The organism is Plantactinospora sp. CNZ320 (assembly GCF_002846275.1).
In genome coordinates this window covers 2,924,134-2,948,186 of record NZ_PJMP01000001.1, presented here as the reverse complement: position 1 = coordinate 2,948,186, position 24,053 = coordinate 2,924,134, and the positions used below count along the sequence as shown (strand labels likewise).

Annotated in this window: 24 protein-coding genes; 12 read left to right on the top strand and 12 right to left on the bottom strand. The window is 71.6% G+C overall.

The features are described from left to right. Nucleotides 1-17 precede the first annotated feature (17 nt). Nucleotides 18-269: a hypothetical protein gene (locus CLT71_RS37440; protein ID WP_199187587.1), complete on the top strand. Its 252-nt coding sequence runs from the start codon at nucleotides 18-20 to the stop codon at nucleotides 267-269. Here CLT71_RS37440 and CLT71_RS12890 read toward each other — a convergent pair. Next, the gene (locus CLT71_RS12890; protein WP_101367308.1) at nucleotides 239-484 is read right to left on the bottom strand and encodes a GntR family transcriptional regulator; all 246 of its coding nucleotides are present in this window, start codon (nucleotides 482-484) and stop codon (nucleotides 239-241) included. The genes CLT71_RS37440 and CLT71_RS12890 overlap by 31 nt on opposite strands. Nucleotides 485-715: 231 nt before the next feature. On the opposite strand from CLT71_RS12890, the gene CLT71_RS12885 reads away from it, so the two are divergent. Further along, nucleotides 716-1,924, top strand: coding sequence for a hypothetical protein (locus tag CLT71_RS12885; protein WP_143743450.1), 1,209 nt, complete (start codon nucleotides 716-718; stop codon nucleotides 1,922-1,924). 100 nt (nucleotides 1,925-2,024) lie between these two features. Continuing rightward, complete coding sequence (locus tag CLT71_RS12880; RefSeq protein WP_143743449.1) at nucleotides 2,025-2,255, top strand: hypothetical protein; 231 nt, start codon at nucleotides 2,025-2,027, stop codon at nucleotides 2,253-2,255. Between the two features lie 90 nt (nucleotides 2,256-2,345). Here CLT71_RS12880 and CLT71_RS12875 read toward each other — a convergent pair whose 3' ends face one another. The 5 genes from CLT71_RS12875 to CLT71_RS12855 all read right to left on the bottom strand — a co-directional run bounded on the left by CLT71_RS12875 (nucleotide 2,346) and on the right by CLT71_RS12855 (nucleotide 5,725). After that, nucleotides 2,346-3,170 (bottom strand): YhjD/YihY/BrkB family envelope integrity protein, encoded by an 825-nt coding sequence (locus CLT71_RS12875; RefSeq protein ID WP_101367305.1) that lies wholly within the window; start codon nucleotides 3,168-3,170, stop codon nucleotides 2,346-2,348. A gap of 183 nt (nucleotides 3,171-3,353) precedes the next feature. Then, complete coding sequence (locus CLT71_RS36455; RefSeq protein ID WP_143743448.1) at nucleotides 3,354-3,542, bottom strand: hypothetical protein; 189 nt, start codon at nucleotides 3,540-3,542, stop codon at nucleotides 3,354-3,356. A 149-nt stretch (nucleotides 3,543-3,691) separates the two neighbouring features. Beyond that, a complete protein-coding gene (locus CLT71_RS12865) occupies nucleotides 3,692-4,795 on the bottom strand; it encodes a diguanylate cyclase family protein (RefSeq protein WP_486483234.1) in 1,104 nt (367 codons plus the stop codon). Next, complete coding sequence (locus CLT71_RS12860; protein ID WP_101367303.1) at nucleotides 4,792-5,196, bottom strand: PadR family transcriptional regulator; 405 nt, start codon at nucleotides 5,194-5,196, stop codon at nucleotides 4,792-4,794. Before CLT71_RS12860 ends, CLT71_RS12865 begins: the two co-directional genes overlap by 4 nt. Nucleotides 5,197-5,281: 85 nt before the next feature. Next, nucleotides 5,282-5,725 carry a winged helix-turn-helix transcriptional regulator gene (locus CLT71_RS12855; protein ID WP_101367302.1) on the bottom strand — a complete coding sequence of 148 codons (444 nt, stop codon included), beginning with the start codon at nucleotides 5,723-5,725 and terminating at the stop codon, nucleotides 5,282-5,284. A 126-nt stretch (nucleotides 5,726-5,851) separates the two neighbouring features. Between CLT71_RS12855 and CLT71_RS12850 the strand changes: the two genes are divergently transcribed. Then, entirely contained in the window at nucleotides 5,852-6,769 is a 918-nt protein-coding gene (locus CLT71_RS12850; RefSeq protein WP_101367301.1) for an NADP-dependent oxidoreductase, read from the top strand. Nucleotides 6,770-6,842: 73 nt separating this feature from the next. Then, on the top strand, nucleotides 6,843-7,946 hold the full coding sequence (locus CLT71_RS12845; RefSeq protein WP_101367300.1) for a GDSL-type esterase/lipase family protein: 1,104 nt from the start codon (nucleotides 6,843-6,845) through the stop codon (nucleotides 7,944-7,946). Between the two features lie 159 nt (nucleotides 7,947-8,105). Here CLT71_RS12845 and glnA read toward each other — a convergent pair whose 3' ends face one another. Continuing rightward, nucleotides 8,106-9,530, bottom strand: coding sequence for a type I glutamate--ammonia ligase (glnA, locus tag CLT71_RS12840; RefSeq protein ID WP_101367299.1), 1,425 nt, complete (start codon nucleotides 9,528-9,530; stop codon nucleotides 8,106-8,108). A gap of 334 nt (nucleotides 9,531-9,864) precedes the next feature. On the opposite strand from glnA, the gene CLT71_RS12835 reads away from it, so the two are divergent. The 3 genes from CLT71_RS12835 to CLT71_RS12825 all read left to right on the top strand — a co-directional run bounded on the left by CLT71_RS12835 (nucleotide 9,865) and on the right by CLT71_RS12825 (nucleotide 11,792). After that, a complete protein-coding gene (locus CLT71_RS12835; protein ID WP_101367298.1) occupies nucleotides 9,865-10,302 on the top strand; it encodes an RDD family protein in 438 nt (145 codons plus the stop codon). Nucleotides 10,303-10,509: 207 nt separating this feature from the next. After that, on the top strand, nucleotides 10,510-11,577 hold the full coding sequence (locus tag CLT71_RS12830; RefSeq protein WP_101367297.1) for a LacI family DNA-binding transcriptional regulator: 1,068 nt from the start codon (nucleotides 10,510-10,512) through the stop codon (nucleotides 11,575-11,577). A gap of 2 nt (nucleotides 11,578-11,579) precedes the next feature. After that, complete coding sequence (locus tag CLT71_RS12825; RefSeq protein WP_486483233.1) at nucleotides 11,580-11,792, top strand: hypothetical protein; 213 nt, start codon at nucleotides 11,580-11,582, stop codon at nucleotides 11,790-11,792. A gap of 4 nt (nucleotides 11,793-11,796) precedes the next feature. Here CLT71_RS12825 and CLT71_RS12820 read toward each other — a convergent pair whose 3' ends face one another. Beyond that, entirely contained in the window at nucleotides 11,797-12,489 is a 693-nt protein-coding gene (locus tag CLT71_RS12820) for a DUF4191 domain-containing protein (RefSeq protein ID WP_101367295.1), read from the bottom strand. Nucleotides 12,490-12,762: 273 nt separating this feature from the next. Between CLT71_RS12820 and CLT71_RS12815 the strand changes: the two genes are divergently transcribed. After that, nucleotides 12,763-12,948, top strand: a complete 186-nt coding sequence (locus tag CLT71_RS12815; protein ID WP_101367294.1) for a hypothetical protein — start codon at nucleotides 12,763-12,765, stop codon at nucleotides 12,946-12,948. Between the two features lie 140 nt (nucleotides 12,949-13,088). Beyond that, nucleotides 13,089-16,010 carry a helix-turn-helix transcriptional regulator gene (locus tag CLT71_RS12810; RefSeq protein ID WP_486483232.1) on the top strand — a complete coding sequence of 974 codons (2,922 nt, stop codon included), beginning with the start codon at nucleotides 13,089-13,091 and terminating at the stop codon, nucleotides 16,008-16,010. Between the two features lie 50 nt (nucleotides 16,011-16,060). Here the strand turns inward: CLT71_RS12810 and CLT71_RS12805 are convergent, their stop codons facing one another. Continuing rightward, nucleotides 16,061-17,536 (bottom strand): NAD(P)/FAD-dependent oxidoreductase, encoded by a 1,476-nt coding sequence (locus tag CLT71_RS12805; protein ID WP_101367293.1) that lies wholly within the window; start codon nucleotides 17,534-17,536, stop codon nucleotides 16,061-16,063. Between the two features lie 233 nt (nucleotides 17,537-17,769). Further along, the gene (gene lipA, locus CLT71_RS12800; protein ID WP_486483231.1) at nucleotides 17,770-18,849 is read right to left on the bottom strand and encodes a lipoyl synthase; all 1,080 of its coding nucleotides are present in this window, start codon (nucleotides 18,847-18,849) and stop codon (nucleotides 17,770-17,772) included. 467 nt (nucleotides 18,850-19,316) lie between these two features. On the opposite strand from lipA, the gene CLT71_RS12795 reads away from it, so the two are divergent. Next, nucleotides 19,317-20,702, top strand: a complete 1,386-nt coding sequence (locus CLT71_RS12795; protein WP_101367292.1) for an aspartate--tRNA ligase — start codon at nucleotides 19,317-19,319, stop codon at nucleotides 20,700-20,702. Between the two features lie 82 nt (nucleotides 20,703-20,784). Here CLT71_RS12795 and lipB read toward each other — a convergent pair whose 3' ends face one another. Further along, a complete protein-coding gene (gene lipB / locus CLT71_RS12790) occupies nucleotides 20,785-21,429 on the bottom strand; it encodes a lipoate-protein ligase B (RefSeq protein WP_486483674.1) in 645 nt (214 codons plus the stop codon). 106 nt (nucleotides 21,430-21,535) lie between these two features. Here lipB and CLT71_RS36965 point away from each other — a divergent pair, with 106 nt between their 5' ends. After that, the gene (locus CLT71_RS36965) at nucleotides 21,536-22,072 is read left to right on the top strand and encodes a hypothetical protein (RefSeq protein WP_158242222.1); all 537 of its coding nucleotides are present in this window, start codon (nucleotides 21,536-21,538) and stop codon (nucleotides 22,070-22,072) included. A 67-nt stretch (nucleotides 22,073-22,139) separates the two neighbouring features. Here CLT71_RS36965 and CLT71_RS12780 read toward each other — a convergent pair whose 3' ends face one another. After that, the gene (locus CLT71_RS12780) at nucleotides 22,140-24,032 is read right to left on the bottom strand and encodes a DUF6311 domain-containing protein (RefSeq protein ID WP_199187585.1); all 1,893 of its coding nucleotides are present in this window, start codon (nucleotides 24,030-24,032) and stop codon (nucleotides 22,140-22,142) included. Nucleotides 24,033-24,053: the final 21 nt, after the last annotated feature.

Below are 24,053 nucleotides of genomic sequence, written 5' to 3'. Positions count from 1 at the left end.
CGGCTAGTTTGAGTGGTATGAGCGCGGAGGTCCCGCAGTACTGGACCGTCGACCAGGACCCGGCCCAGACCGTCACGATGAATCGGTTCGACGGCAGCCACTACCGGGCGCGGGTCACGATGCCGCTCGCCTGGGTGCTCAACACCCCGAGCACGACCTCGACTGAATCCGCGATTCCGACCACCGTGCAGGAGCGGTACGACAAGACCGTAGCCAGGTATGCCCATGGGTGCGTGGGTCAGACCTTGCCCGAGGGCCGCCGGACGTAGGTTCCCTTTCCTGGAACGACGTACGCCAAGCCTTCCTCCACCAGCAGGCCGATCGCCCGCAGCGCCGTGCCACGCGCTATGCCGTACTCCTGGACCAGTCGGGTAGCCGACGGGACCATGCGGTCCGGCGGGAGAGTGCCGTCCGCGATTTGCTGACGAAGGACGTCCGCTACCTGCTGATACAGCGGAACCGGGCCCTCCGGGTCGATTGCCATGTGCGGAACATAGGTTGCCTCGCTCTGCCATGATCAGGCAGGGCGGACTATGGCAGACTATAGACCACCCTGTACCAGGTCCTCTAGCCTGTGTGGCAGCACTGCGTCTAGGTGTGCGTGATTGTTCGTGACTGAGACGCTCCATGACAGGTCAGCGAGGTCGGTGCCGTGGAGATGGCTGGCTACACCCAACCGGACCAGCGCAGGAGGCTACGTCGTGAGGTGGGCCGGATGACGTCGATCGAGAACGTGCGACAGGAAGGGGAAGCGCAACAGCACGAGAACGCCCAACCGGATGAGGTGGCGCGGCAGAACCCGGAAGAGTGGCGGCGGGTTCGGATGGCGGAGCACGCGGCCTGGGTGGTGGAGCGGGGCATCGACGAGTTGCGGCAGGCGTACGCGGGACTTGTCTTGAGTCTCGACCGGGCTCGGGCGGCGACGACCGGCTCGCGGCATCCGCTGCCGACTCGCGCGCTGCGGTGCTGGGACAGCGCGTTGGAGCAGGCCGGTCAGGTGCAGCGGCGGCTCAGCGGCGGGGTCGCCGAACTGTGTCGGGTGCCGGGGCTCGGGCCGCTCGGCGGCGTCGGCGAGGCGGTCGCCGCGCTGCGCCGGGCCGTCGACGAGGTGCGCGCCAGCACCGCCAGCCTGGTCGAGTTGCGTACCCGGATCGCCGCCGCCACCGCCACCGAGTCAGGCGAGGCGCTGCCGGTTGCCACCCTGACGCGGCTGCGGATCGGAGCGGGCGAACTGGAGGAGTTGACCGCACGGATGCAGCAGGGCTGCGCGGCGCTGTCCGCGTACACGGATGGGGTTTCCGGGGTCGACCTGGTGCCCGGCCGAACCGCCCGGGCCGGCGCGCTGGCGCGGGTGAGCTGGCACCCGCCCGACGGCGTCGGCGTGGGCGCGGAGCTGGCGGGGCGATTGGTGGCCGCCGCCGGTCGCCGGTCGCAGGACCCGTCCGCGCCGGCACACCTGCGGGTGCCGTTGCGGCGCCGGGCGGCGTGGCGCGCGTCGCGCGGCTTCTGGGTCTCCGGCGGGTCGCGGGTGACCAGCCCGCACACCGACGGCGCCCTCTTCGCCGACTGCCTACGCGTCATGCTCCTGCTGGCCAGGGGAAACACCAGCTGGTACGCCGACCGCCTCGACCTGTTCCGCCGGGCCGGAGCGCTCGACAGGTATGTCGACGCGCTGGCCGCCGCAGTGGTGGTGGCGGTGGATCGGCGGCTGACCCGGGGTGACGGCGCGACCGTGCGGCGACTCGCCGCCCGGATGCACGACCGCTACGACGGCGGTACCCAGGAGGTGCCGCCGGAGGTGGCCTCAGCGCTGATCCGGGCCGCGCTCGGGTCGGCACGCCCGCCGGCAGCCGATCCAGTCCGGCTGATCCTGTTGCAGACTCTGCTCCTGGTGGATCTGCTTGGCGACGAGCGGCTCACCTGAGCGGGCCAGGCCGCCTTCCGGGCCGAGGCGGTCGAGCTGGCGTTGACGGTCGGGCCGGCTCGGCTGACCGCGACGCCGACGGAGCGGGAACGCGACTGCGATGGCTGACCATGCCGCGTCGGACGGCTGGCTGCCGGAGCCGGACAATGGAATGTACTGGATGCTGCGCGCCCTCGCGATCGAGCGGGACGAGCTCTACCGGCAGCTCGGCGCGGCCCGGGGCGAGGCGGACCGGCTCCGGGTCATGCTTCGGCGCTGGCAGGCCCAGCACCATCACTGCGTGCGACGCGGACCGGCCAACCAGGGACGTTGGGGCGACCTGCACAGCTGAGCCGAGAGTTGCCGAGTGCGGTCCGGTGCAGCCGGACGACCCGACCGGCTGACACCGCCCCGGTTGTCCAGCACGCCGGGCTGGTCAGGTTCATTTTCGGGCCCGCCAGCGGCTCAGCGCGAGGGTGGCGGAGTAGCCGGACAGCACGATCACGTGGAAGAGGTACAGCCACAGCAGCACCGCCACCCCGGCGCCGATCTCGTCGAACCCGCCGAACGGCACGCCCAGATCGAGCGGCAGCGAGCAGAACAGCACGAAGCCGTGCAGGAATCCGGAGAGGTTCGCGGCGGTGAACGAGCCCACCCCGAGGGCCGATAGCCAGTCCGGGGAGGCCGGCCCGACCACCCGGAACACCCAGAGCAGCACCGGGGTGAGCACCACCCAGACCGCCAGGAAGGAGAGCACGATGCCGACCGTGCCGATCAGACCGCCCTGCTGGACCAGTCGGGTGGTGGTTGGCAGGGCCATCAGGATGAACAGCAGCAGCGCCGGCGCGGGGGCGAGCAGTGGTAGCAGGAGCAGCCGCCCCCGCCAGCCGACCAGGGCGCCCGACTCGTTCTGCTGGGCCACCGAGACGAACGCCCGGCGCAGCCCTTCGCCGTACAGCGAGGCGGGCAGCAGCGAGGCGAGCGCCAGCAGTGGGGTGAGGCCCAACCCGGCCTCGACCAGCGCGGCCACCGCCCCGGGCGCGCCGATCTCGGTCGGCAGGGTTTCCACCGCGTACGCGGTGAGCTGGCGGACCCGGCCGGCGCCGGCTGCCAGGCCGGTCAGCCAGATGGCCAGCAGCGCCACGGGTACCACCGCGATCGCCCCGTAGAACGTGATCGCGGCGGCGTGCAGGGAGAGATCACTGTCCCGGATCGGCCGGAACGCCGCCCGGGTGATCCGCCTTGCCGTCTGCCATTTGCCGCCCATCGGGGTCCTCTTCCCACCCGAGCGCTCCGCCACGCACTGAACGACGTTCGAGTGAGCTGAACGACCTCAGCCGCAGGCCACAGCTGAGCCGAGAGCTGCACCTGCACAGCTGAGCCGAGAACTGCCACCGCGCCGGTGGGTGCGGTCACTGACGAGCAGTCGACCGCAGTGCTGGAGTTGGTTCTACGCCGCGTCGGCCTGGTTTCCTGTGGTGCGGGTGGTGACGATGCGGCGGAGCACGTCGAGGGCGTGTTCGGCTTCGTCTTGGCTGACGGGTGTGGTGCGGGCGGTAATGTGCCTGTTCAGGGCGTCGCGAATGATGTCGGACCGGCGGGTTGCGCTCTGGTCGGCGGGGCGGTCGATCTTTTCCACGATCGCGACGGGCAGCCGGATGCTGACTGCCCGGTACCCGGTGTCGTTGCTGGTTGGAGGCTGCTGCGTTGGTCCGGTGCGTTGGTCCGGTGTCAGCCGGGCAACCCGACCGGCTGACACCGCCCGGGTTGTCCACCGCGCCTGGCTGATCAGGGCGCTACCCTGCCTTCCCCGACGTCGGCCCGGGTTGCGACATCGGCGACGTGTCCGCAGGTCGGGCACGGGCCGCCGGCCGAGCGTGCCCGGACCGCCCGGTACCGGGCGCCGTGCCAGGCGACCACGGCCAGCAGGAGGCCCACGCCGACCAGCGGGAGTACCACGGCGGTGGCGGCGAGTTCTGGCCAGGTCGGGGCGCCGCCCCAGTACCAGCGGGTGACGGGGTAGATCCCGAGCAGACTGGCCGGAGTCACCAGCAGTACGACCGACCACAGTGCACGGCTGTCGCCGGTGACCGCCCGAACGAGGCCGAAGGCCAGCGCCAGCCCGAGCAGCCCGACACTCGCCATCCCCAGGACCTCGACCGTGGAGTAGTAGCTGGCGAACCAGTTTCCGCTGCCTTCGGCGACCTCGAACAGCGCGGCCACGGCCGCCCCGGTCAGCGCTCCGAGCAACGGCGTGATCCGGCCCGCCCAGCCGGGACGGGCGGGCAACGCCAGCGCGGTCAGGCCGAATGCCAACACCGGGACGAGCACATAGAGCGGGGGCCGGGACAGCCCGGACAGTAGGGCAGCCGGGATCATGGTCAGCGTCAGCAGGATGGCGGCGGCGACGCCCCGGCGTGCCCAGCGGGCCGGCAGCACCACCGTGGCGAGCGCGGCCAGCAGCCAGCCGACCCAGAGGAACACGCCGAGGGTCTGCGCCGGGCCGACCTGCGCGGGCAACACATCGGCGGGCAGCTTCGTGAACTCGATCTGGATCAGCAGGAACGCCGCGAGCGCCGCCAGCGTGCTCACCGCGATCGTCGCGGCGACCGGCAGGCCGGCGGCGAGCCCGGAGGCGCCCTGCTCGCGCAGCCGCTGGCGTAACCCACCACGTAGCACGTCGACGGCGTCGTGCCGGGAGGGCCAGCGCCGATCCTGATCCACCAGATCGAGGTACGTCCCGACCAGTTCGTCGCCTCGGCTCGACCGGTAGCGACCCGGGTACGCGTACAGCAGTCGCCGGTAGCGTCGCTCCAGCGGATTCACCTCGGTGGTCGAACCCTCCTGCCCGGTCTCGTCAGGTTGTTCGCTCGTGCCGGGTTGTTCGCTCATGCCGGGCCTCCGGCGAGCCGGATGGCGGGGCGGGTTGCCGGTGCCGGACGGGCGGTCGAGTCCTCCGACGCTCGGGCGGTACGGGCTCGCAGGCGTCGGCTCGCCGCCTCGACGTTGCGGCGCAACCGCTCGGTTTCGGCGGCGAGCGCGTTGCCACCGGCGTCGGTGAGCCGGTAGTAGCGGCGGAGCCGGCCGCCGACGATTTCCTCCCGGTCCGGCTCGACCAGGCCCTCGTCGGTGAGCCGGTCGAGCGCGCCGTAGAGGGTGCCGGGTCGTAGCGCCAGCCGGCCGTCGGAGAGCGCGGCGACCTCGGTCACGATGCCGTAGCCGTGCATCGGCTCCCGGGCCAGCGCAGTGAGGATCAGGAACGTCGGTTCCCGCAACGGGACAGGTGTACTCATGCCGGGAACTATATACCGCTGACCAAGCTATAACGGTGAAGAAGCTATCCGGCGTGGCGCTCAGTTGGCCTGCGCGTCGAAGCGCTCAGTTGGCCTGCGCGTCGTAGTGCTCGCGATTGGCGAGCACCTCGTCCATGTGCATCTCGGCCCAGTTCTTGATCCCGCGTATCACGCGGTGCAGCGAGAGACCCAGGTCGGTCAGCTCGTAGGTGACGGTGACCGGCACGGTCGGCGTCACGGTGCGGGTGAGCAGGCCGTCGCGCTCCAGGGAACGCAGCGTCTGGGTCAGCATCTTCTGGCTGATCCCGGCCAGCCGGCGGGACAGCTCGGAGTAGCGCATCGGTCGCGGTTGCTCGACACGGTCGCATCCGGACTCGTGCGGACCGTCGCTGCCGAGCGCGGCCAGGACCAGCGCCACCCACTTGTCGGAGATCCGGTCGAGCAGTTGGCGGCTGGGGCAGCGCGCCAGGAAGGCGTCGTAGTCCGCCTTGACCTGTGACCGTCGCTGGGCCGCCGTCATCGTCGCCATCGATCGCCTCTCTCCACATTCGCACCGCCGGGTGTTCTACGCACTTTCAGGTGCGTACTTCCCGTTGGAGAGTAACCCATCCATCGTGGTGCAGGACAGTTCGTCGAAGACAGCAGGAGCAGACCCATGCACACATCCACGTTCCGTACCGCGGTCGTCCGTACCGCCGACGGACCCGACTCGATCGAGATCATCGAGCTTCCCGTTCCCGCACCCGGGCCGGGCGAGGTTCGGGTCGAGATCGCCGCCGCGTCGGTCAACCCCGTCGACCTCGGGGTCGCGGGTGGCTTCTTCCACACCATGGGACTGATCAACCAGCCCGAGCACACCGGCCTGGGGTGGGACTTCTCCGGCACCGTCGTCGCCACCGGCCCCGAGGTGGAGTTGGCCGTCGGTACCCGGGTCGCCGGCCTGGTGCCGGGCTTCGACCGCGACTTCGGCACGTACGCCGAGCAACTCGTCGTGCCGGTCACCGACCTCGCCGTCGTACCCGACGGGCTGGACCTGGTCGCGGCGTCGACGGTGCCGCTCAACGGGCTGACCGGGGCGCAGATCGTCGACCTGCTCGGCGACGCGCCCACCGGCGCTGACCGGCTGCTGGTGACCGGTGCGGCCGGCGCGGTCGGCGGATACGTCGCCGCGCTCGCGCCGGACCGTGGCTGGCGGGTGACCGGCCTGGCCCGAGCCGAGGACGAGGCGTTCGTCCGCGGCCTCGGCGCTGATTTCACCACCAAGGCCGAGCCGGGCTGGGACGCGGTCGCCGATGGAGCGGTACTCCAGGAGCAGGCTCTCGCCCTGGTCCGCGACGGCGGGGCGTTCGTCGGCGTCCGGCCGAACGCCGTACCGGCCACGGAACGCGGGATCAGCGTGGCCGTCGTGGAGGTGCACCCGGACGGCCCACGGCTGGCCGACCTGCTGGTCCGGGCCGCGTCCGGCGAGCTGCCGGCCCGGGTGCACGCCGTCCTGCCGCTGGAACGGGTCGCCGACGCCCACCGGGCGGCGGCCAGGGGCGGGGTGCGGGGTCGCTACGTGCTCCAGCCCTGACCAACGACATCCCTGAGAAGGGGTGGCCCGGCGCCGCCCGAGTGGCAATATTCCGTACCGGACAGGAGTGCACATGATCTGGACAGCCGGCTTCCGTACCGCCGTGATCAGTCCCTACGAGCAGATCAAGCTCAGCGAACCGCGTGGCTTCGCGGACCAGACGGTACGTCAGGTGCTGCACATGGCCGGCGGCGGAGAACGTCTCCGCGTACGCCTGACGAACCGCTATGGCCGTACCCCGCTGACCATCGCCGCCGCGACGGTCGCGGGCGAACACGGTCAGGCCACCCTCACCTTCGACGGTGCCGAGAAGATCGTGATCCCGCCGGGGGAGGAGGTCGTCGGTGACCCGGTCGACCTGCCCGTCGCCCCCGGCGCCGACCTGTCGCTCAGCCTCTATCTGCCCGAGGAGACCGGTCTGGCCACCTACTCCCACTTTCCGATGGAGGTGGCCCGGATAGTCGGCGGGAACCATGTCACGTCCGCCGAACTTCCCGGCGCGGAGCAGGTGGAGGCCAGGTTCTTCGTCTCCGGGGTGGACGTGCTCGCCCCGGACGACACCGCGATCGCCGTGGCGTTCGGCGACTCGTGGTTCGAGGGGGTCGGCTCCACGACCAGCGCGAACAACCGCTCCGTGGACTTTCTCAACCGGCGCCTCGGGCGGGGCTGGGTCGTCAACCAGGGCATCGCCGGGAACCGCCTGCTGCGGGGCGAGATCGGCGAGCACGGGCTGGCGCGCTTCGACCGCGACGTGCTGGCGACTCCCGGCCGTACCCACGTCCTGGTGCACTTCGGCATAAACGATCTCGGCCTACCCGGCATGTCGGGCGAGACCCTGCCCGGCACCGACGACCTGGTCAAGGGCTTCGAGGCGCTGGCCGGGCGCGCCCACCAGGCCGGCCTGAGGATCCTGGTCGCCACCATGGGTCCCTTCGCGGGCGCCAGCTATGCCGGGATCAGTACCCCCGAGGGGCTCGCCGTCCGGCGCGAGGTGAACGACTGGATCCGCAGTACCGACGTCTTCGATGCCGTGTTCGACGTGGCCCGAGCGGTCGAGAACCCCGAGGCCCCCGACTACATCCATCCCGCGCTGGACAGCGGCGACGGCATGCACCTCAACGACGACGGCGCCCGGGCCATGGCCGAGGCCGTAGACCTGGAAACCCTCGCCCTGTAGGGGTCCGGCCACGAAGCGCGGCGCGGCGTGGCACGAAGCGCGGCGTGGTACGAAGTGTGGCGCGCCGCCGACCGGGACTGGTCGGCGGCGCGCCGGAGGTGCCTGTGTCGGGCGGCCGAGGGGTGCGTGGGCACCCCCGGGCCAGACCGGCGTCTGGTCCTAGACGTCGAAGTACATCGCGAACTCGTGCGGGGTCGGCCGCAGCCGGACCGGGTCGACCTCGTTGGCGCGCTTCCACTCGACCCAGGTGGAGATCAGGTCGGGGGTGAAGACGCCACCCTCCAGCAGGAAGTCGTGGTCGGCCTCCAGCGAGTCGAGGACCTCGGGCAGCGAGCCGGGCACCTGCTTGACCGAGCCCCACTCCTCCGGCGGGAGGTCGTAGAGGTCCTTGTCGATCGGCTCCGGCGGCTCGATCTTGCTCTTGATGCCGTCCAACCCGGCCATCATCATCGCCGAGAACGCCAGGTAGACGTTGGCCGACGGGTCCGGCACCCGGAACTCGACCCGCTTCGCCTTGGCGTTGCTGCCGGTGACCGGGATACGGGTGCAGGCGGAGCGGTTCCGCTGCGAGTAGACCAGGTTCACCGGGGCCTCGAAGCCCGGGACCAGCCGGCGGTACGAGTTGACCGTCGGGTTGGTGAAGGCCAGCAGCGACGGGGCGTGGTGCAGCAGGCCGCCGATGTACCAGCGGGCGGTGTCGGAGAGGCCGGCGTAGCCGGTCTCGTCGTAGAAGAGCGGCTCACCGTTGAGCCAGAGGCTCTGGTGGGTGTGCATGCCGGAGCCGTTGTCGCCGAAGAGCGGCTTCGGCATGAAGGTGGCGGTCTTGCCGTTCGCCCAGGCGGTGTTCTTCACGATGTACTTGAAGAGTTGGAGCTGGTCGCCGGCGTGCAGCAGGGTGGAGAACCTGTAGTTGATCTCAGCCTGGCCGGCGGTGCCCACCTCGTGGTGCGAGCGCTCGACGGTGAATCCGGCGGCGAGCATCCGCTGGACGATCTGGTCACGCAGGTCGGCGTAGTGGTCGACCGGCGGGACCGGGAAGTAGCCGCCCTTGTACGGGGTCTTGTAGCCCCGGTTGCCGCCCTCTTCCACCCGGCCGGTGTTCCAGGCACCCTCGATGGAGTCGATGTAGTAGTACGCCTGGTGCGCCGAAGTCTCGTGCCGGATCGAGTCGAAGATGTAGAACTCGGCCTCCGGGCCGAAGTACGCGGTGTCGGCGATGCCGCTGGCCGCCAGGTAGGCCTCCGCCTTCTTCGCCACGTTCCGCGGGTCCCGGGAGTATGCCTCGCGGGTGAACGGGTCGTGGATGAAGAAGTTCAGGGCGAGGGTCTTCTGCGCCCGGAACGGGTCGATGAAGGCGGTGGCGACGTCGGGGAGCAGCAGCATGTCCGACTCGTGGATCGCCTGGAAACCACGGATCGACGATCCGTCGAAGGCGAGACCGTCGGTGAAGACCGATTCGTCGAACGACTCGACCGGCAGGTTGAAGTGCTGCATCACGCCGGGCAGGTCACAAAAACGAACGTCGACGAACCTTACGTCCTCGTTTTTGAGGTATCGCAGGAGTTCCTCGGGGTTGGCGAACACACGTCCTCCTGGCACGTCCACTGATGGCTAGGCTGGTGGCGACGCTATGGCCATGCGATTGCCCGAGCATGTCTCTGATGTTTCTGCCGTGTTACGTCGTCTGCGGAGCGTGATCCCCGCAGGTGATCGGCCCGGGTCTACTCCCGGATGATACTCCGATCTGACTGGTTGACCGCGTTTGTCGCGTTTCGATTCGGTGAGCCGACGCTTCGGCAGCGTGGTCGGGCGGGCGAGTGTTGGGCCAGCCAGGGTCTCGGGCGGGCCGGGTGTCGCGCGTCGCGGTCGGCGGAGCCGGCGGGCGGGTACCCGTCGCGGGCGGATACCCTGGTCGACCGTGGCAACCCCGCGCAACAGTGACGCTCCGCTCGCGCCGGCGGTCGACCCGACCGGCCCGCTGCCGAGCCTGGTGCGCCGGTTCGGTGCGCTGAGCATCGACTGGATCCTCTGCCTGCTGGCCACCAACCTCTACGCCGACCCGATTGTCGACAGTTGGGCGCCGGTCTTCACGCTGATCCTCGTCTACGGCTTCTTCATCGGCCTCTTCGCGCAGACCCCCGGCATGTGGGTGTGCCGGATCAGGTGCATCGGGTACGCCGACGGTGGCCGGATCGGTATCCTCCGCGCACTGCTCCGGGGCGCCCTGCTGGGGCTGGTGGTGCCAGCGGTGATCATGGACGACCGACGGCGTGGCCTGCACGACCGGGCGGCCGGCTCGATCGTGGTACCCGTGTCGCCGCCCGCCCCCACCGACGGATCCGCACCCACCCGCTGAGTCCGGCGCCGACCCGCTGGGCCTGGCACCCACCAGCTGAGCTCGGTGCCGACCCCGCCGGTTTCGTTCCCCCTTGTTCCTTCCCGCTCCCTTCTCCGCAGTCGCAGTCGCAGTCGCAGTCGCGAACCAAAGGCTGGCGGATTCTCGTCGAGCGGCGTACTGTATCGATCCAGAAGGTCTACTGGATCGATACAGAAGGCGAGTCCGGTGAAGCCGACGTTACAGACCGTGGCCGACGCCGTCGGTGTATCCCGCAGCACGGTCTCCAACGCCTACAGCCGGCCCGACCAGTTGTCACCGGCCCTGCGCGAGAAGATCCACGAGGCGGCCCGCAAGCTGGGCTACCCGGGGCCGGACCCGACGGCACGGTCGCTGCGGCGCGGCCGGGTGGGCGCGATTGGCGTCCTCTTCACCTCCGCGCTCTCCTACGCCTTCACCGACCCGTACGCGGTGCAGTTCCTTCGGGGCATCGCGGAAACCGCCGAGCGGCACGGCAGCGGCCTGCTGCTGGTCCCGCTCTCGGAGTCGGAGGAGGAGGTTGGCATCCAGGCGGTCCGTAACGCCGCGGTCGACGGTTTCTGCGTCTACTGCGTACCGGCCTGGCACGGGGCGCTGGAGGTGACCCGGTCACGCGGGCTGCCGACGGTCGCCGCCGAACGGCCTGCCGGTGCCGGGCCGGAGACGATGTACGTGGGGATCGACGAGGCGGCCGCCGCCCGTACCGTCGGCAGTCACCTCGCCCGGCTGGGGCATCGCCGGGTGGCGGTGGTCTCCGACTTCCTCGTCGCGGAGCGCCTCACCGGACAGGTCACCGTCACCGACCCGGCCGAGATCCGGTACGACGTCACCCGCGAGCGGCTGCGCGGCTTCGCCGAAGGGCTGGCCGAGGGCGGAGTCGAGTGGAGCGATCTGCTGTTGTGCAACGCCGCCGCCAACAGTCGTGCGGCCGGGGCCGACGCGGCGGCGTACGCGCTCGATCGCGTGGACCGGCCGACGGCGGTGCTCGCCGTGACCGACCTGCTGGCGCTCGGGGTGCTCGACGCGCTGGCCGCCCGGGCCCTGCGCCCCGGCCGGGACGTCTCGGTCACCGGCTTCGACGACATCCCGGAGGCCGCTGCCGCCGGGCTCACCACGATCCGACAACCGGCGGTGGAGAAGGGCGCGATCGCCGGCCGGCTGCTGCTTGAGCCACCGGAGGATCCCGCCGACCGTCAGGTGCTCCTCCCCACCGACCTGGTCGTTCGCGCCTCGACCGGTCCCGTCGAAAGGAAGTGACAATGGATCTCGTCGGTTACCACCTCGCGCTCGGTGCGACCGAGCGGCACGTCCGGTCCGCCCGGCCGGAGGCACCGGTCCGGAAGCCGGTTCCGGGCGGTGGCCCGGGCCGGCTGCGGCGCGGTACGGCGACGATGCTGCGGCAGGTCGCGGACCGGCTCGCCCCGACCCAGCAGGCACGGCCCGCCGCCACCACCCAGCCCTGCCCGTCCTGACGGGCTACCGGCCGCGCATCTGCCGGAAGGCTCCCTTGGGCGGGCGCATGTTCTTCGGGATCGCGCCCTTCGGCAGTTGCGGCCGGGCCGCGGAAAGTGCCTTGAGTCGCCTGTCCAGGGCGTTCACGTCCTTGCCCTTGAGGTTCGGCGGCAGCCGCAACAGGGTGGTACGCAGCTTGCGGATCGACAGCTCGTCCTCGCCCTGGCCGATCAGGTAGTCGTAGAGCGGCGCGGTGCCGATCACCTTGGCGAGCCGCCGCTTCTCCTGGCCGAGCAGGCTGCGGGTCCGCTGCGGGTTGCCCTCGCCCAGCAGGATCACCCCGGGCTTGCCGACGACCAGGTGCACCATGTCCATCTGGGTGGTGGAGCTGACCGCCGGGGTGACCCGCCAGTCACCCCGCATGCTCTCCAGAATCTGGGCCGCCGCACCCGGCTGCCCCTCGGCCGCGTTCATCATCGCCCGGTTCGAGCGCAGGTTGAGCACGATGAGCAGGGCGAGCAGGGCGACCAGGATGCCGATCGGCAGCCAGAGCCAGCCCCAGGACAGCACCGCGACCACGGTGAGCGCGATCGGGACCAGCACCGCGACGACGGCGAGTGGCACGAACCACTTGTCGCGTTTGGCGGTGAACGAGAACACCATCCCGATCTGCTTCAGCCGCTGGCCGAACGACACCTTCTCCTGCGCCTTTGCCATGCGACGGAGTCTAGTGGGCCGGGACCGCCGACCCGATCCCCGGCCGGGCACCGCACCCCGGAGCGGCCGGCCGGCGGGGCGGTGCTGGTGGTTGGCGGCCGGCTGGCGGACCGGGTCGGGGTAAGGACCTTACGGCCGTACCGCACCGCGGGTGGGCGGAACTAAGGAGGCTGGCCGGGCGGAGATGAGGCACAACGCCAATGTGGCGGGGGTGCCTTCCGGCGAAGAGTGGACATCAGCGACGAGAACCCGAACGAGCGAAGGAGCTCAGCGATGTTCAGCACCGACCCGCACTTCCTGCTCACCCTGCACCGTACCCACGCGGCCGAACTGTGGGCCGAGGCCGACTCGGAGCGGCTGGCCTCCTCGGTCGGTCGCGGTTCCCGGCGCGGCTCGAGGCGCACCGCGCGGAAACGGCGGTCCGACTCCGCCGCGTCCCGGGCCCCGGCCGAGAGGTGAACCCGGACCGGGCGCTCGCAGTCCGGCGACCCCCTCGGGCCGCTGGACGGCCAGCCGCCCGGGCCGGGCATCCCGGCCCGCCGGCCGGTGCCGACGTCCGGATCTTCGAGGACGCCGTCGGGCGTGGCATCCTCGAACCCGTGACCACTCGCGCCGCCAGCAGCGTCCTCGTCGGCCGTCAGTCCGAACTCGCCGTCCTGCGGGACGCACTCAAGCGGGTCCGCAACGACGAGCCGACCGCGCTGCTGGTGGGCGGCGAGGCCGGGGTCGGCAAGAGCAGGCTGATCGAGGAGTTCGGCCGGCAGGCCGTCGCCGACGGCAACCAGATCCTCGTCGGACAGTGCCTGGAACTCGGCGAACAGGGCCTACCGTTCGCGCCGTTCGCCGCCGCGCTCCGCCAGGTGCTGCGCCGCGACGGGCCGGCGGCCTTCGAGGGGTACGAGCGGGAGTTCGCCCGCCTGCTGCCCGAGCTGGACCGACTCGGGGCGGTACCAGCCGGCGCCGACACCGGGCGTACACCGGACGCGCCAGGGCTCTCCCTGGACCCGCACCGGGGCTACCTCTTCGAACTGGTCGCCGGGCTCTTCACCCGGCTCGCCGCGCAGCGCCCGCTGGTACTGGTGATCGAGGATCTGCACTGGGCCGACCGGTCGACCCGGGATTTGATCGCCTTCCTGGTCCGCGCGGTCCGGCCGCCCCGGGTACTGCTGATCTGCACCTACCGTTCCGACGAACTGCACCGGGGACACCCGCTCCGCCCGTTCCTCGGCGAACTCGACCGGGCCCGGGGCGTCGAGCGGCTCGAACTCGACCGGCTGGACCGGGAGGGTACCGGTCAGGTGCTCGCCGACCTGTTCGGCTTCGAGCCCACCGACCGGGCCATCGACACCATCCACGACCGGACCCAGGGCAATCCGTTCTTCGTGGAGGAACTCGCCGCCGCCAGCGACCCGAGCGGCTGCGCCGACCTGCCGGACACCCTGCGCGACCTCCTGCTGGCCCGGGTGGACCGGCTGCCGGAACCGGCCCAGCGGGTGCTCCGGATCGCCGGGGCCGGTGGCACCCGGATCGCCCACGAACTCCTCGCCAAGGTCGCCGGAGTGCCGGAGACCGAGTTGGAGGAGGCACTCCGGGCCGCCGTCGCCGCCCAGCTCGTCGTCGCCGACCCGGACGGCGGCTACGAGTTCCGGCACGCGCTGGTCCGGGAGGCGGTGCACGAGGACCTGCTCCCCGGCGAGCACGCCCGGCTGCACGCCCGGTACGCCGCCGCGATCGAGGCGCAGCCGCAACTCGTCGCCGACGGTCGGGCACCGGCCGAACTGGCCCACCACTGGTACGAGGCACACGACTATCCCCGGGCGCTGACCGCGGCCTGGGCCGCCGCCGAGGCGGCCGGCTCCCGGTACGCGTACGCCGAGCAGGGGCGGCTGCTGGAACGGGTACTCGAACTCTGGGAGCAGGTGCCGGACGCGGAACAGCGGCTCGGCCGCAACCACCTCGACATGCTGGAGGCGACCCTCTCGGCGACCTCGACCGCCGGTGACTACAGCCGGGCACTGACGCTGACCCGCGCCATGCTCACCGAACTGGACGGTGCGGGCGAGCCGGTCCGGACCGCCCGGGTGCGGCTGCTGCGCGGGCGGCTGCTTCGGATCCTCGGCAAGTCCGACGGCGCCGAGGACCTGCGGGCGGCGTACACGCTGGTCGCCGACGTCGACGGCGACCCGCAGCGGGCGCGGCTGCTCGCCGAGATCGCCTTCCAGCTCGCCCGGGTCGACCGTGCCGAGGGCGCCCGGGTCGCCACCCAGGCGGTGGCGGCCGCGACCGGACTCGCCGACGAGGACGCCGTGCTGAGCGCGACGCTCGCCGCCGGCTGGGTGTGCAACCGCGCGGTCTCCTCCGATGTCGGGCTGGCCGACCTGCGCCGCGCGGTCGAGCTGGCCAGAAAGGCGGGCGACCCGCAGGCCCTGGTGACCGCCCTGGTGGCCAGCTCCGACGCGCTCTGCGAGGTCGGCCGGTACGCCGAATCGGCGGAGGCGGCCGCCGCCGGGTACGCCGAGGCGAGGCGGGTCGGGATCAACCGTTCCACCGGCGCCTTCCTCCTCTCCAACCAGGCCGAGGCGCTCATCGCACTCGGCCGGTGGGACGAGGCCGACGAGCTGTGCGGGCAGGCGGCCCGGCTCGACCTGCCGGGCATCAACAGCTACCACTGGTTGCAGTTGCGGGCCGGACTGCGGCTCGCCCGTGGTCAGACCGGTGCCGACGAGCTGGTCGCCCGGGCACTTGGTTTCCTCCGCCGGCCGTACCTGCCGCTGGAGTTGCCGTTGCACGAGCTGAGGGTCGAGGCGGCCCTTGCCAGCGGGGAGATCGCGGTGGCTGTGGAGGCAGCCCGGAACCTGCTCGGCCGGCGGCTCGACAGTGACCCCCGGTACGGCTGGCCGGCGCTGGCCGCCGCCGCCCGAGCCGCCGTGGCGGGCGAGGACCCGGAACTCGCCGAGTGGGTACGGGCGGGGCAAGCCGGACTCGTCGCCCGCTATCCGGCCGAGTTGGCGTACGCGGCACAGGTCTCGGCAACTCTCGCCACCGCCGCCGAGGCGGTGCCGCGCTGGCAGGAGACGGTGGCGGCGTGGCGGGTGGACGGTCAGCGGTACCCACTCGGCCGGGCACTCTTCTGGCTGGCCGAGGCGGCGGCCGCGGCGGGGGACCGGACGCTGGCGGCGAGCGCCGTCGAGGAGGCCGCGACGATCGCGGGTGAGCTGGCGGCCGTACCCCTCGGGGAGCAGGCGGCGACGCTGGCCCGGCGGCTCGGGTTGCGGGCCGGACCGGGCGCGGCGCCCGGCACCGATCTGCTCACCGCCCGCGAGCGGGAGGTGCTGCGGCTGGTCGCCGAGGGGCACAGCAACAGCCGGATCGCACAGCGGCTCTACATCTCGCCGAAGACGGCGAGCGTGCACGTCTCCCGGATCATCGCCAAGCTGGACGTGGCGAACCGGGTGGAGGCGGCCGCGGTGGCACACCGACTTGGCCTGCTCGACCCGCCGCAAACCCGCGACGGCGTGTAAGGAAGGGCCCCCGCTTATCGTTTTCTGTTGTAGAAGGGGCCCTTGCTAACTCAGCTCGGTACGGGGTCGCGGGGCAGGACCGGCGCGGCGCGGCCGGTGCCGTGCTCGCCCGGCCCCTTCTCCTCGTGGTACTCCTCCTCCACGTTGACCGTCCACACGTCGTGGTCGGTGCCGTCCAGGATGTTCGACACCGAGAGCAGCGCCGTCATCATCGAGTGGTCGGCGTTGTTGTAGCGGTGCATCCCGTTGCGGCCGACCGGATGCACGTTCGGCACCTCGGCGGCGAGCCAGTCGCGGATCGTCGCCACGTTCTCCTTGTAGGCGAAGTCGTAGAACGGGTAGGCGCGGGGCATCCGCACCACGTATCCGGTCTCGACCGAGCCGGGACGGACCAGACCGAGCCGTTCCAGTTCGGCGGTACCGAGGGCGACCAGGTCGGCGTCCGGGCTGTTCCACAGCTCGTCGCCGATGTTGAGGAAGTACTCCAGCCCGAGGCAGGTCCGCCCGTCCTTGACCAGGTACGGCGACCAGGAGCCGAAGTTCTGGATCCGCCCGACCTTCACCTCCGGGGCATGGATGTAGATCCAGTTGTCCGGAAAGCTGAACTCGGCCGGCACCACAAGCGCGACCGTCAGGAAGTCGCGGTAGAACAGCTCCTTCGCGGCGGCGCGTACCGCCGGTGGGGCCGGCGGGTCCATCGCCAGCACCAGGTGTGAGATCGGCATCGACGACACCACGTGGTCGGCGTCGACCCGGCGCGTCCCGTCCGGCCCGGCGACGGTGACCGCGACCGCCCGGCCGCCGGCCCGGTGCACGGCGGTGACCCCGGTGTTCAGGGTGACCCGGCCGCCGCGCTTCTCGACGTGTTCGGCACAGCGCTCCCACATCATCCCGGGGCCGTACTTCGGGTAGTTGAACTCCTCGATCAGGCTGGTGATGTCCTTCTGGTTGCGCCTCGGCAGCAGCGCGTTGAACACCGCGTTCGACAGCGACAGGTTCTTGATCCGCTGCGCCGCCCAGTCGGCGGAGAGCTCCGTCGCGGGTACGCCCCAGAGCTTCTCGTTGTACGTCTTGAAGAAGTGCTCGAAGAGCCGTCGGCCGAACCGGGCGGTGACCCAGCCGGCGAGGTGGGACTGGTCCCTGGGTGGCGCGACCTTCGCCCAGAGGTACGAGCCGACGCAGCGCAGTGCCTCGAAGATGCCGAGGTTGCGCAGGGCGTTGCCGGCCTTGAGCGGATAGTCGTACAGCTTTCCCCGGTAGTAGATGCGGCTCATCCGGGGGCGGAGCAGGAAGTCCTCGGGGGGCAGGATCTCGTGCCAGAGCGCCTCGACCTGGGGCACCTTGGTGAAGAACCGGTGCCCGCCGATGTCGAACCGCCAGCCGTCCCGTTCGACGGTACGACTGATCCCGCCCACCACGTCGTCGGCCTCGAACACTTCGACGGTGGCGTTCCGCTTCGTCAGCTCGTACGCCGCGGTCAGTCCGGCGGGGCCGGCGCCGATGATCACGGTGTGGGGTGCTGTCATGCTTCTATTCATCACCTTCGACGTGTTGCCGGCAAGCACCTCCCGGCTGACGGCCGGAATCTAACACGCTGCGACAGCTCGACCGCGCTTCGCCACTGAGCGTGGGCGAGCCCGAGCCAAGACGCGGACGCGTGACGGCGTGGCGAGCCCGGGTGACGGCGTGGCGAGCCCGAGTTACGGCGTGGGCGAGCCAGGTGAAGGTGGAACAGAGCCTGCGGAATACCCCGCCGGAGTTACCGGGCCGTGGTGGCGGCCGGCACGGTCCGGGCCTCGACGGCCTGCTGGTAGAGCCGGCCGGCGCGGTACGACGAACGCACCAGCGGCCCGCTCAGTACCCCGGCGAAGCCGATCTCCTCGGCCTCCTCACGCAGCTCGACGAACTCCTCCGGGCGGACCCACCGCTCGACGGGGTGGTGCCGGGGCGTCGGGCGCAGGTACTGCGTGATGGTGACCAGTTCACAGCCGGCCGCGTGCAGGTCGCGCAGCGCCTGGGAGATCTCCTCGCGCTCCTCGCCGAGCCCGAGGATCAGGTTGGACTTGGTCACCAGCCCGGCGGCCCGGGCCTGGGTGAGCACGTCGAGCGAGCGCTCGTAGCGGAACGCCGGACGGATCCGCTTGAAGATCCTGGGCACCGTCTCGACGTTGTGCGCGAGGACCTCCGGCCGGGCGCCGAAGACCTCGGCGAGCTGCTCCGGGTTGCCGTTGAAGTCGGGGATCAGCAGCTCCACGCCGCAGTGCGGCAGGCCCTCCAGGACCCCGCCGTCGGCACCGGCCGGCCGCTCCCGCCGGGTAAGCCCATGGATCTGCCGGACCGTCTCGGCGTAGAGCCAGGCGCCGCCGTCCGGCAGGTCGTCCCGGGCCACCCCGGTGACTGTGGCGTACCGCAGGCCCATCGCGACCACCGACTCGGCGACCCGGCGCGGCTCGTCCGCGTCGAAGTCGGCCGGCTTGCCGGTGTCGATCTGGCAGAAGTCGCACCGGCGGGTGCACTGGTCGCCGCCGATCAGGAAGGTGGCCTCCCGGTCTTCCCAGCACTCGTAGATGTTGGGGCAGCCCGCCTCCTGGCAGACGGTGTGCAGACCCTCCCGGGAGACCAGCCCACGCAGCTGGGTGTACTCGGGACCCATCTTCGCCTTGACCTTGATCCACGGCGGCTTGCGCTCGATCGGCGTCGCCGCGTTGCGGGCCTCGACCCGCAGCAGCCGACGCCCCTCCGGCGCGACAGGATGGCCGGTACGGATCTCCGGTGCGGTCACGACGCTCACCCCTCCGGCTTCGGCGGCGGGGGATGGCGCGGAGTGCTCGATGGTCACGAATCCGAGCCTACGCGCAGGGGGTCGGCCGATCGACCAGAGGCGACCGGACTCACGTGCCGGACCAGGTGATACCACTCACGCCGCCCTCTGCGCAGCCGCAGCCCGGCAGCATCAGCGGCGGATATTCGGTGTCAGGGTTCCACCTGCCCCGGTTACCCTCCCGGGCAGAGCGTGGACGGAGCCGAGTACCACTGCCGACAACCGGAGTCCAGAGAGTCACCGTCGCTGGAAGGTGATCTCCGGCCGGAGTGGGAAGACCCTCCCGAGCTGCGGGAAGAACGGCGCATCGGCGCCTGGTAGAACCCGCCGTCCGGCCCGCGACACGGGCCACGAACGAGGCCGCCGGCCGGATCGCCGGTGGCGAAGGTGTGGTGGCACCGCGAGTACCCGCTCGCCCACACTCCCCGGGGCCGTACGGCGCGATCCGCCTCGGGCGCGCCGAGACACGACAGGAGTGCACGCAGGTGCCACGGGTCCTCTCCACGTCCCTGCCCGCCTACGTCGGCACGACGGTGACCGCCGCCGGTTGGGTGCACCGGCGCCGGCAGCTCAAGTCGGTGACGTTCCTGATCCTGCGGGACGCCGCCGGCCTCGCCCAGGTGGTGGTGACCGATGCCGACCTGCGAGCCCGGCTGGCCGAGCTGCCGGAGGAGTCGGTGCTGGAGGTGACCGGCCGGGTGGTCGGCAACCCCGCCGCGCCCGCCGGGGCCGAGCTAGTCGACCCGACGGTACGCCCGCTCGGCGATCCGGCCGTGCCGCCACCGTTCGACGTGTACCGCCCGGAGCTGACCGCGAGCCTGCCGACCCAACTGGACAATGCGGCGGTGGCGCTGCGCCATCCCAGCCGCTCGGCGGCGCTACGGGTCTCGGCAGCCCTGGTGGCCGGGTTCCGGGCTACTCTCGACCGGCTCGGCTTCGTCGAGGTGCACACCCCGAAGATCGTCTCCGCCGCCACCGAGAGCGGTGCGAACGTATTCGCGCTGGACTACTTCGGCCGGCCCGGCTACCTGGCCCAGTCACCGCAGTTCTACAAGCAGATGCTGGTCGGGGTGCTGGAACGGGTCTACGAGGTGGGACCGGTGTTCCGGGCCGAGCCGCACGACACCACCCGGCATCTGGCCCAGTACACCTCGCTGGACGTCGAGTTCGGCTTCGTCACCGACCACCGGGACGTGATGCGGCTGCTCCGCGAGGTACTGGCCGGGATGCTCGGGCGCCTCGCGGAGCATCCCGCGCCGGAGCCTCCGCCGGGAGCGTCGACAACCCGGATCCCGGCGGTACCGGTCGAGATACCGTCGGTTCCGGTCGTGCCGTCGGCGATTCGAGCGGCGCCGGTGGAGATCCCGGTAGTGCCGGCGGAGATTCCTGCGGTGCACTTCGTCGAGGCGCTCGCCATCGCCGGGGCGCCGCCGGACGAGCCCGACCTCGCCCCGGCGCACGAGCGTGCACTCGGCGAGTGGGCCCGGACCGAGCACGGGTCGGACTTCCTCTTCGTCACCGGCTATCCGCTGGCCAAGCGCCCCTTCTACACCCACCCGGCCACCGGGGACGGTCCGTCGGGAGGCTCGCTGCGGGCGTACTCGAACGGGTTCGACCTGCTGTTCCGGGGCGTCGAGCTGGTCACCGGCGGTCAGCGGCTGCACCGGTACGCCGACTACCTCGCCGCGCTCGCGCAGCGGGGCGAGCCGGTCGAGCCGTACGCCGGCTATCTGGACGCGTTCCGGCACGGCATGCCGCCGCACGGCGGGTTCGCGATCGGGCTGGAGCGGATGGTCGCCCGGCTGCTCGGGGTGGCGAACGTCCGCGAGGTGACGGCCTTCCCCCGCGACCTGCACCGCCTCACCCCGTGACAGCACCTCCTGCTGCCCGGCGGGAAGTTCGACCTCTGTGGCGGTCAGGGGGAGTTGCGGGTCAGGGGGAGTTGCGGGCGGGTCAGGGGAGCAGGGTGGGGAGGTGGCGTTCGACCAACGGCAGGACCTCGGCCACGGTGACCGGGCGGCCCAGTTCGGCGGTGAGCGAGGTGACCCCGACGTCACGCAGCCCGCAGGCGACGATCCGGTCGTACGCGGCGAGGTCGCAGTCACAGTTGATCGAGAACCCGTGCTGGGTCACGCCCCGGGCCACCCGGATGCCGATCGCGGCCACCTTGCGTTCCGGCCCGCGCTCGTCGGCCGGTACCCAGACCCCGCTGCGCCCCTCCACCAGCATCACGCTGGTCAGTCCGAGTTCGGTGCAGACGTCCAGCAGCAGTTGCTCGGTACGCCGGACGAAGGCGACCACGTCCACCGGCAGCCCGGTGTCGGCGCCGGGGAGCTTGAGGATCGGATAGCCGACGAGCTGACCCGGCCCGTGCCAGGTGATCTTGCCGCCCCGGTCCACGTCGATCACCGGCGTACCGTCCATCGGCCGGTCCCAGGGCTCGGTGCGCTTGCCAGCCGTGTAGACGTCCGGGTGTTCGAGCAGCAGTACGCTGTCCGGCCGCTCCCCGGCGACCACCGCCTCGTGCACCCGACGCTGCTCGTCCCAGGCCGCCAGGTAGTCGACGGTCCCGAGCCGGACGCTTGTCAACCCGGCCATTGTGCTGGTCACCGTCCCAGCTTAGTTCGCTACCGGCGGGTCGCTCCGGTTCGTGGCGGGGCTCACCGGCGCGCGGGCGGGGGGCCGGGGCGGGCATGATGCCCGGATGGACGCGTTGTTGACCATGATGATTCTGCTGCATGCCGGGGTCTCGGCGCTGTGGCTGGGCTCGATGGCGTACAGCCTCTTCGTCGTGGCACCGAAACTGACCCGGATGCTCGGCGGCTCCGACGGGCCGGATCCGGCGCAGCAGGCGGAGGGCCGGCAGCGGGTGGCGGACGCGCAGCAGGCGGAGGCGCAGCGGGTGGAGGAGGCGCAGCGGGTGCTGGCGCACGGCAACCGGTGGCCTGTCGTCGGGTTGATCGGGGTGCTCTGGCTGACCGGACTCGGCCTGGTGCTGCTGGCCGGCGACCGCTCGGCCGGCTGGTGGGCGCTGGTCGCCGTCAAGGCGGTGCTGCTGGCTGCCGCGACGGGGCTTTTCTGGTGGGTTTCCTGGCGGGGCTGGCCGCGCCGGGTCTTCGCCCTGCCCGCCGAGCGGCCGGCGCTGGCCCGCCGGTTCCGCCGGGTCGCGGTGCTGATGCTGGCCCTGGTCGCCACCGCCTACGCCCTCGGCATCCTCGCCGGACATCCCGCATCGTCATGATCACGTAGCGTCCGGCCGGCCAGGACAGGCCGGACGCTACGTGACCATGAGGGGCGGGGTGGGGGTGTTACGGGGTGGGGCGCCAGAGCCAGACGTCGGCGACTCGCTCGGGCGGGCCGAGCAGTGCGGTGGTGACCTCGCGCAGCGCGTCGGTGTGGATCGGGAACTTCGCCCCGTGCGCCCGATCGGTGAGCACCACCGCCTCGACCCGCCAGTAGCGCAGGTCGGCCCGGGCGGCTGCCCGGTCGGCATCGGTGATCACCGGCCGTTCGCCGGTCTCGGCCACCCGCAACAGCAGCGCGTCGGTGGCCCGGGGCACCGGCCCGATCCGACCCCGGCCGTCCGGCCCACCGGGGCCGAGGAAGAAGCCGGACGGGATGCGGAACTCGCCCTGCCGGTGGCTGAGCGCGTACGCCTGCCAGCGTTGCCCGTCCGGGGCCAGGTCGAGGGTGAGCGGCAGCGGGGTCAGCACCCCGCCGGGTGAGACGTACTCCCGCCAGGTGCCGGCGGTGATGAACTCCGGGATCGGTTCCCGGGCGACGGTGAGCAGCGGCACCGGCAGCAGCGGCACGAGTGCCACGGCGAACCCCGCCACCCAGCCGACCCGCGCCCTCGGCAAGACCACACGGGAGACCGGGCGGGAGTCCGCACGGGAGTTCGGCCGGGAGTCGGGGCGGGAGTTGTTCGGACGGGTCAGGAGCAGGTCGACGGTGTGCGCCAGCAGCAGCCCGATCAGCGGGGCCACCACCAGGGCCAGTCGGGACGGCAGGGCGGCGTTGAACACCGGCAGGTGACCGAGCAGGGCGTACGGCAGCGGGAAGTCGGTGTGGGTACCGAAGATCTTCACCCGGGGACCCCAGGAGAGTACGGCGAAGACCAGCGTGGTCACCCCGATCGCCCGTACCGTGGCCCGGCGCTCCAGCCCGGCGCGCCGCCACAGCGCCACGAAGCAGACCACGGCCAGCACCAGCAGTGGCAGCCCGAGGAAGGAGTTCTCCTCGGTCGGGTTCGGGGCCAGCGAGGTGCCCAGCCCGACCTCCCCGGCCAGGGTCCGCTGCGGGTACGCCCCGTACGCGGCGATGTCCTCGGCGTGGATCACCGGATCGAATCCGGTGCCGTGGAACCGCTGCGGGCCGAGGAAGTGCAGCCACAGCGGGTACGCCAGCAGCACGAACGCCACCAGTGCGGTGACGCCGAGCCCGCGCAGGAAGTCCGGCAGCGCGGCCCGCGCCTCGGCCCGACGGTGCCGGTCGAGTGCCCAGGTGCCGAAGAAGACACCGCAGGCCAGGGCGGTGAAGAAGAGCCCCTCGGCGGCGATCGAGAAGGCGACCGCGACCAGCACTCCGAGCAGCAGTCCGCCCCCCAGCCAGCCGCCGGGCCGACGCAGCCGGAGGATGCCCCAGAGCAGCATCGGGACCACCCAGCCGGCGCTCCAGTTCAGGTGCGCGTTGGCGTGCGCGACCATGCCGGGGGCGAAGCCGATGAAGAGCCCGCCGAGTACCGCGGCCGGGGTGCTCCGGACGAGTTTCCGGGACAGTAGCCAGTACCAGCCGAATGCCGTGGCGGCGATGTTGCCGGTGAGGATCACCAGGAAGGTGGCCGGGGCGCCGACGGTGTAGGTGAGCGGGGCGAAGACGGCGGCGTAGACCGTGACCGAGGTGTTGACCGCGAGGTTGACCCCGTCCGGGACGTTGATCAGGTCGGTGAAGAACGGGTTCTGCCCGTGGCTGAGCGCGTGCGCGCCGTACGCGAGGAGCCACTCGAAGAGGGCCTGGTCGCTGGAGTTGACGGTGATCGCCCGCCCGTTGGGGTCGAGCCAGAGCCCACTGGTGACCCAGACCGCGCCGACGATCGCGACCAGCGCGACGAGCAGGTCGGTCCGGCGACTCCGTCGGGCGCCCGGGGGCGGAGGCGACGGGGGCGTGGTCGGCCCGGCGAGCGCGGGCGGGGAGTGCGGCACGGGCCGGAGGTTACCAACCCC

What these genes read in the sequence shown, in the direction of transcription:
- CLT71_RS12880 (WP_143743449.1), top strand. Translation starts at nt 2,025, where the DNA reads ATGGCTGACCATGCCGCGTCGGACGGCTGGCTGCCGGAGCCGGACAAT.
- CLT71_RS12865 (WP_486483234.1), bottom strand. Translation starts at nt 4,795, where the DNA reads ATGAGCGAACAACCCGGCACGAGCGAACAACCTGACGAGACCGGGCAG.
- CLT71_RS12885 (WP_143743450.1), top strand. Translation starts at nt 716, where the DNA reads ATGACGTCGATCGAGAACGTGCGACAGGAAGGGGAAGCGCAACAGCAC.
- CLT71_RS12890 (WP_101367308.1), bottom strand. Translation starts at nt 484, where the DNA reads ATGGCAATCGACCCGGAGGGCCCGGTTCCGCTGTATCAGCAGGTAGCG.
- CLT71_RS12860 (WP_101367303.1), bottom strand. Translation starts at nt 5,196, where the DNA reads ATGAGTACACCTGTCCCGTTGCGGGAACCGACGTTCCTGATCCTCACT.
- CLT71_RS12825 (WP_486483233.1), top strand. Translation starts at nt 11,580, where the DNA reads ATGGATCTCGTCGGTTACCACCTCGCGCTCGGTGCGACCGAGCGGCAC.
- CLT71_RS12855 (WP_101367302.1), bottom strand. Translation starts at nt 5,725, where the DNA reads ATGGCGACGATGACGGCGGCCCAGCGACGGTCACAGGTCAAGGCGGAC.
- CLT71_RS37440 (WP_199187587.1), top strand. Translation starts at nt 18, where the DNA reads ATGAGCGCGGAGGTCCCGCAGTACTGGACCGTCGACCAGGACCCGGCC.
- CLT71_RS12875 (WP_101367305.1), bottom strand. Translation starts at nt 3,170, where the DNA reads ATGGGCGGCAAATGGCAGACGGCAAGGCGGATCACCCGGGCGGCGTTC.
- CLT71_RS12820 (WP_101367295.1), bottom strand. Translation starts at nt 12,489, where the DNA reads ATGGCAAAGGCGCAGGAGAAGGTGTCGTTCGGCCAGCGGCTGAAGCAG.
- CLT71_RS12850 (WP_101367301.1), top strand. Translation starts at nt 5,852, where the DNA reads ATGCACACATCCACGTTCCGTACCGCGGTCGTCCGTACCGCCGACGGA.
- CLT71_RS12805 (WP_101367293.1), bottom strand. Translation starts at nt 17,536, where the DNA reads ATGACAGCACCCCACACCGTGATCATCGGCGCCGGCCCCGCCGGACTG.
- CLT71_RS12845 (WP_101367300.1), top strand. Translation starts at nt 6,843, where the DNA reads ATGATCTGGACAGCCGGCTTCCGTACCGCCGTGATCAGTCCCTACGAG.
- CLT71_RS36965 (WP_158242222.1), top strand. Translation starts at nt 21,536, where the DNA reads ATGGACGCGTTGTTGACCATGATGATTCTGCTGCATGCCGGGGTCTCG.
- CLT71_RS12815 (WP_101367294.1), top strand. Translation starts at nt 12,763, where the DNA reads ATGTTCAGCACCGACCCGCACTTCCTGCTCACCCTGCACCGTACCCAC.
- lipB (WP_486483674.1), bottom strand. Translation starts at nt 21,429, where the DNA reads ATGGCCGGGTTGACAAGCGTCCGGCTCGGGACCGTCGACTACCTGGCG.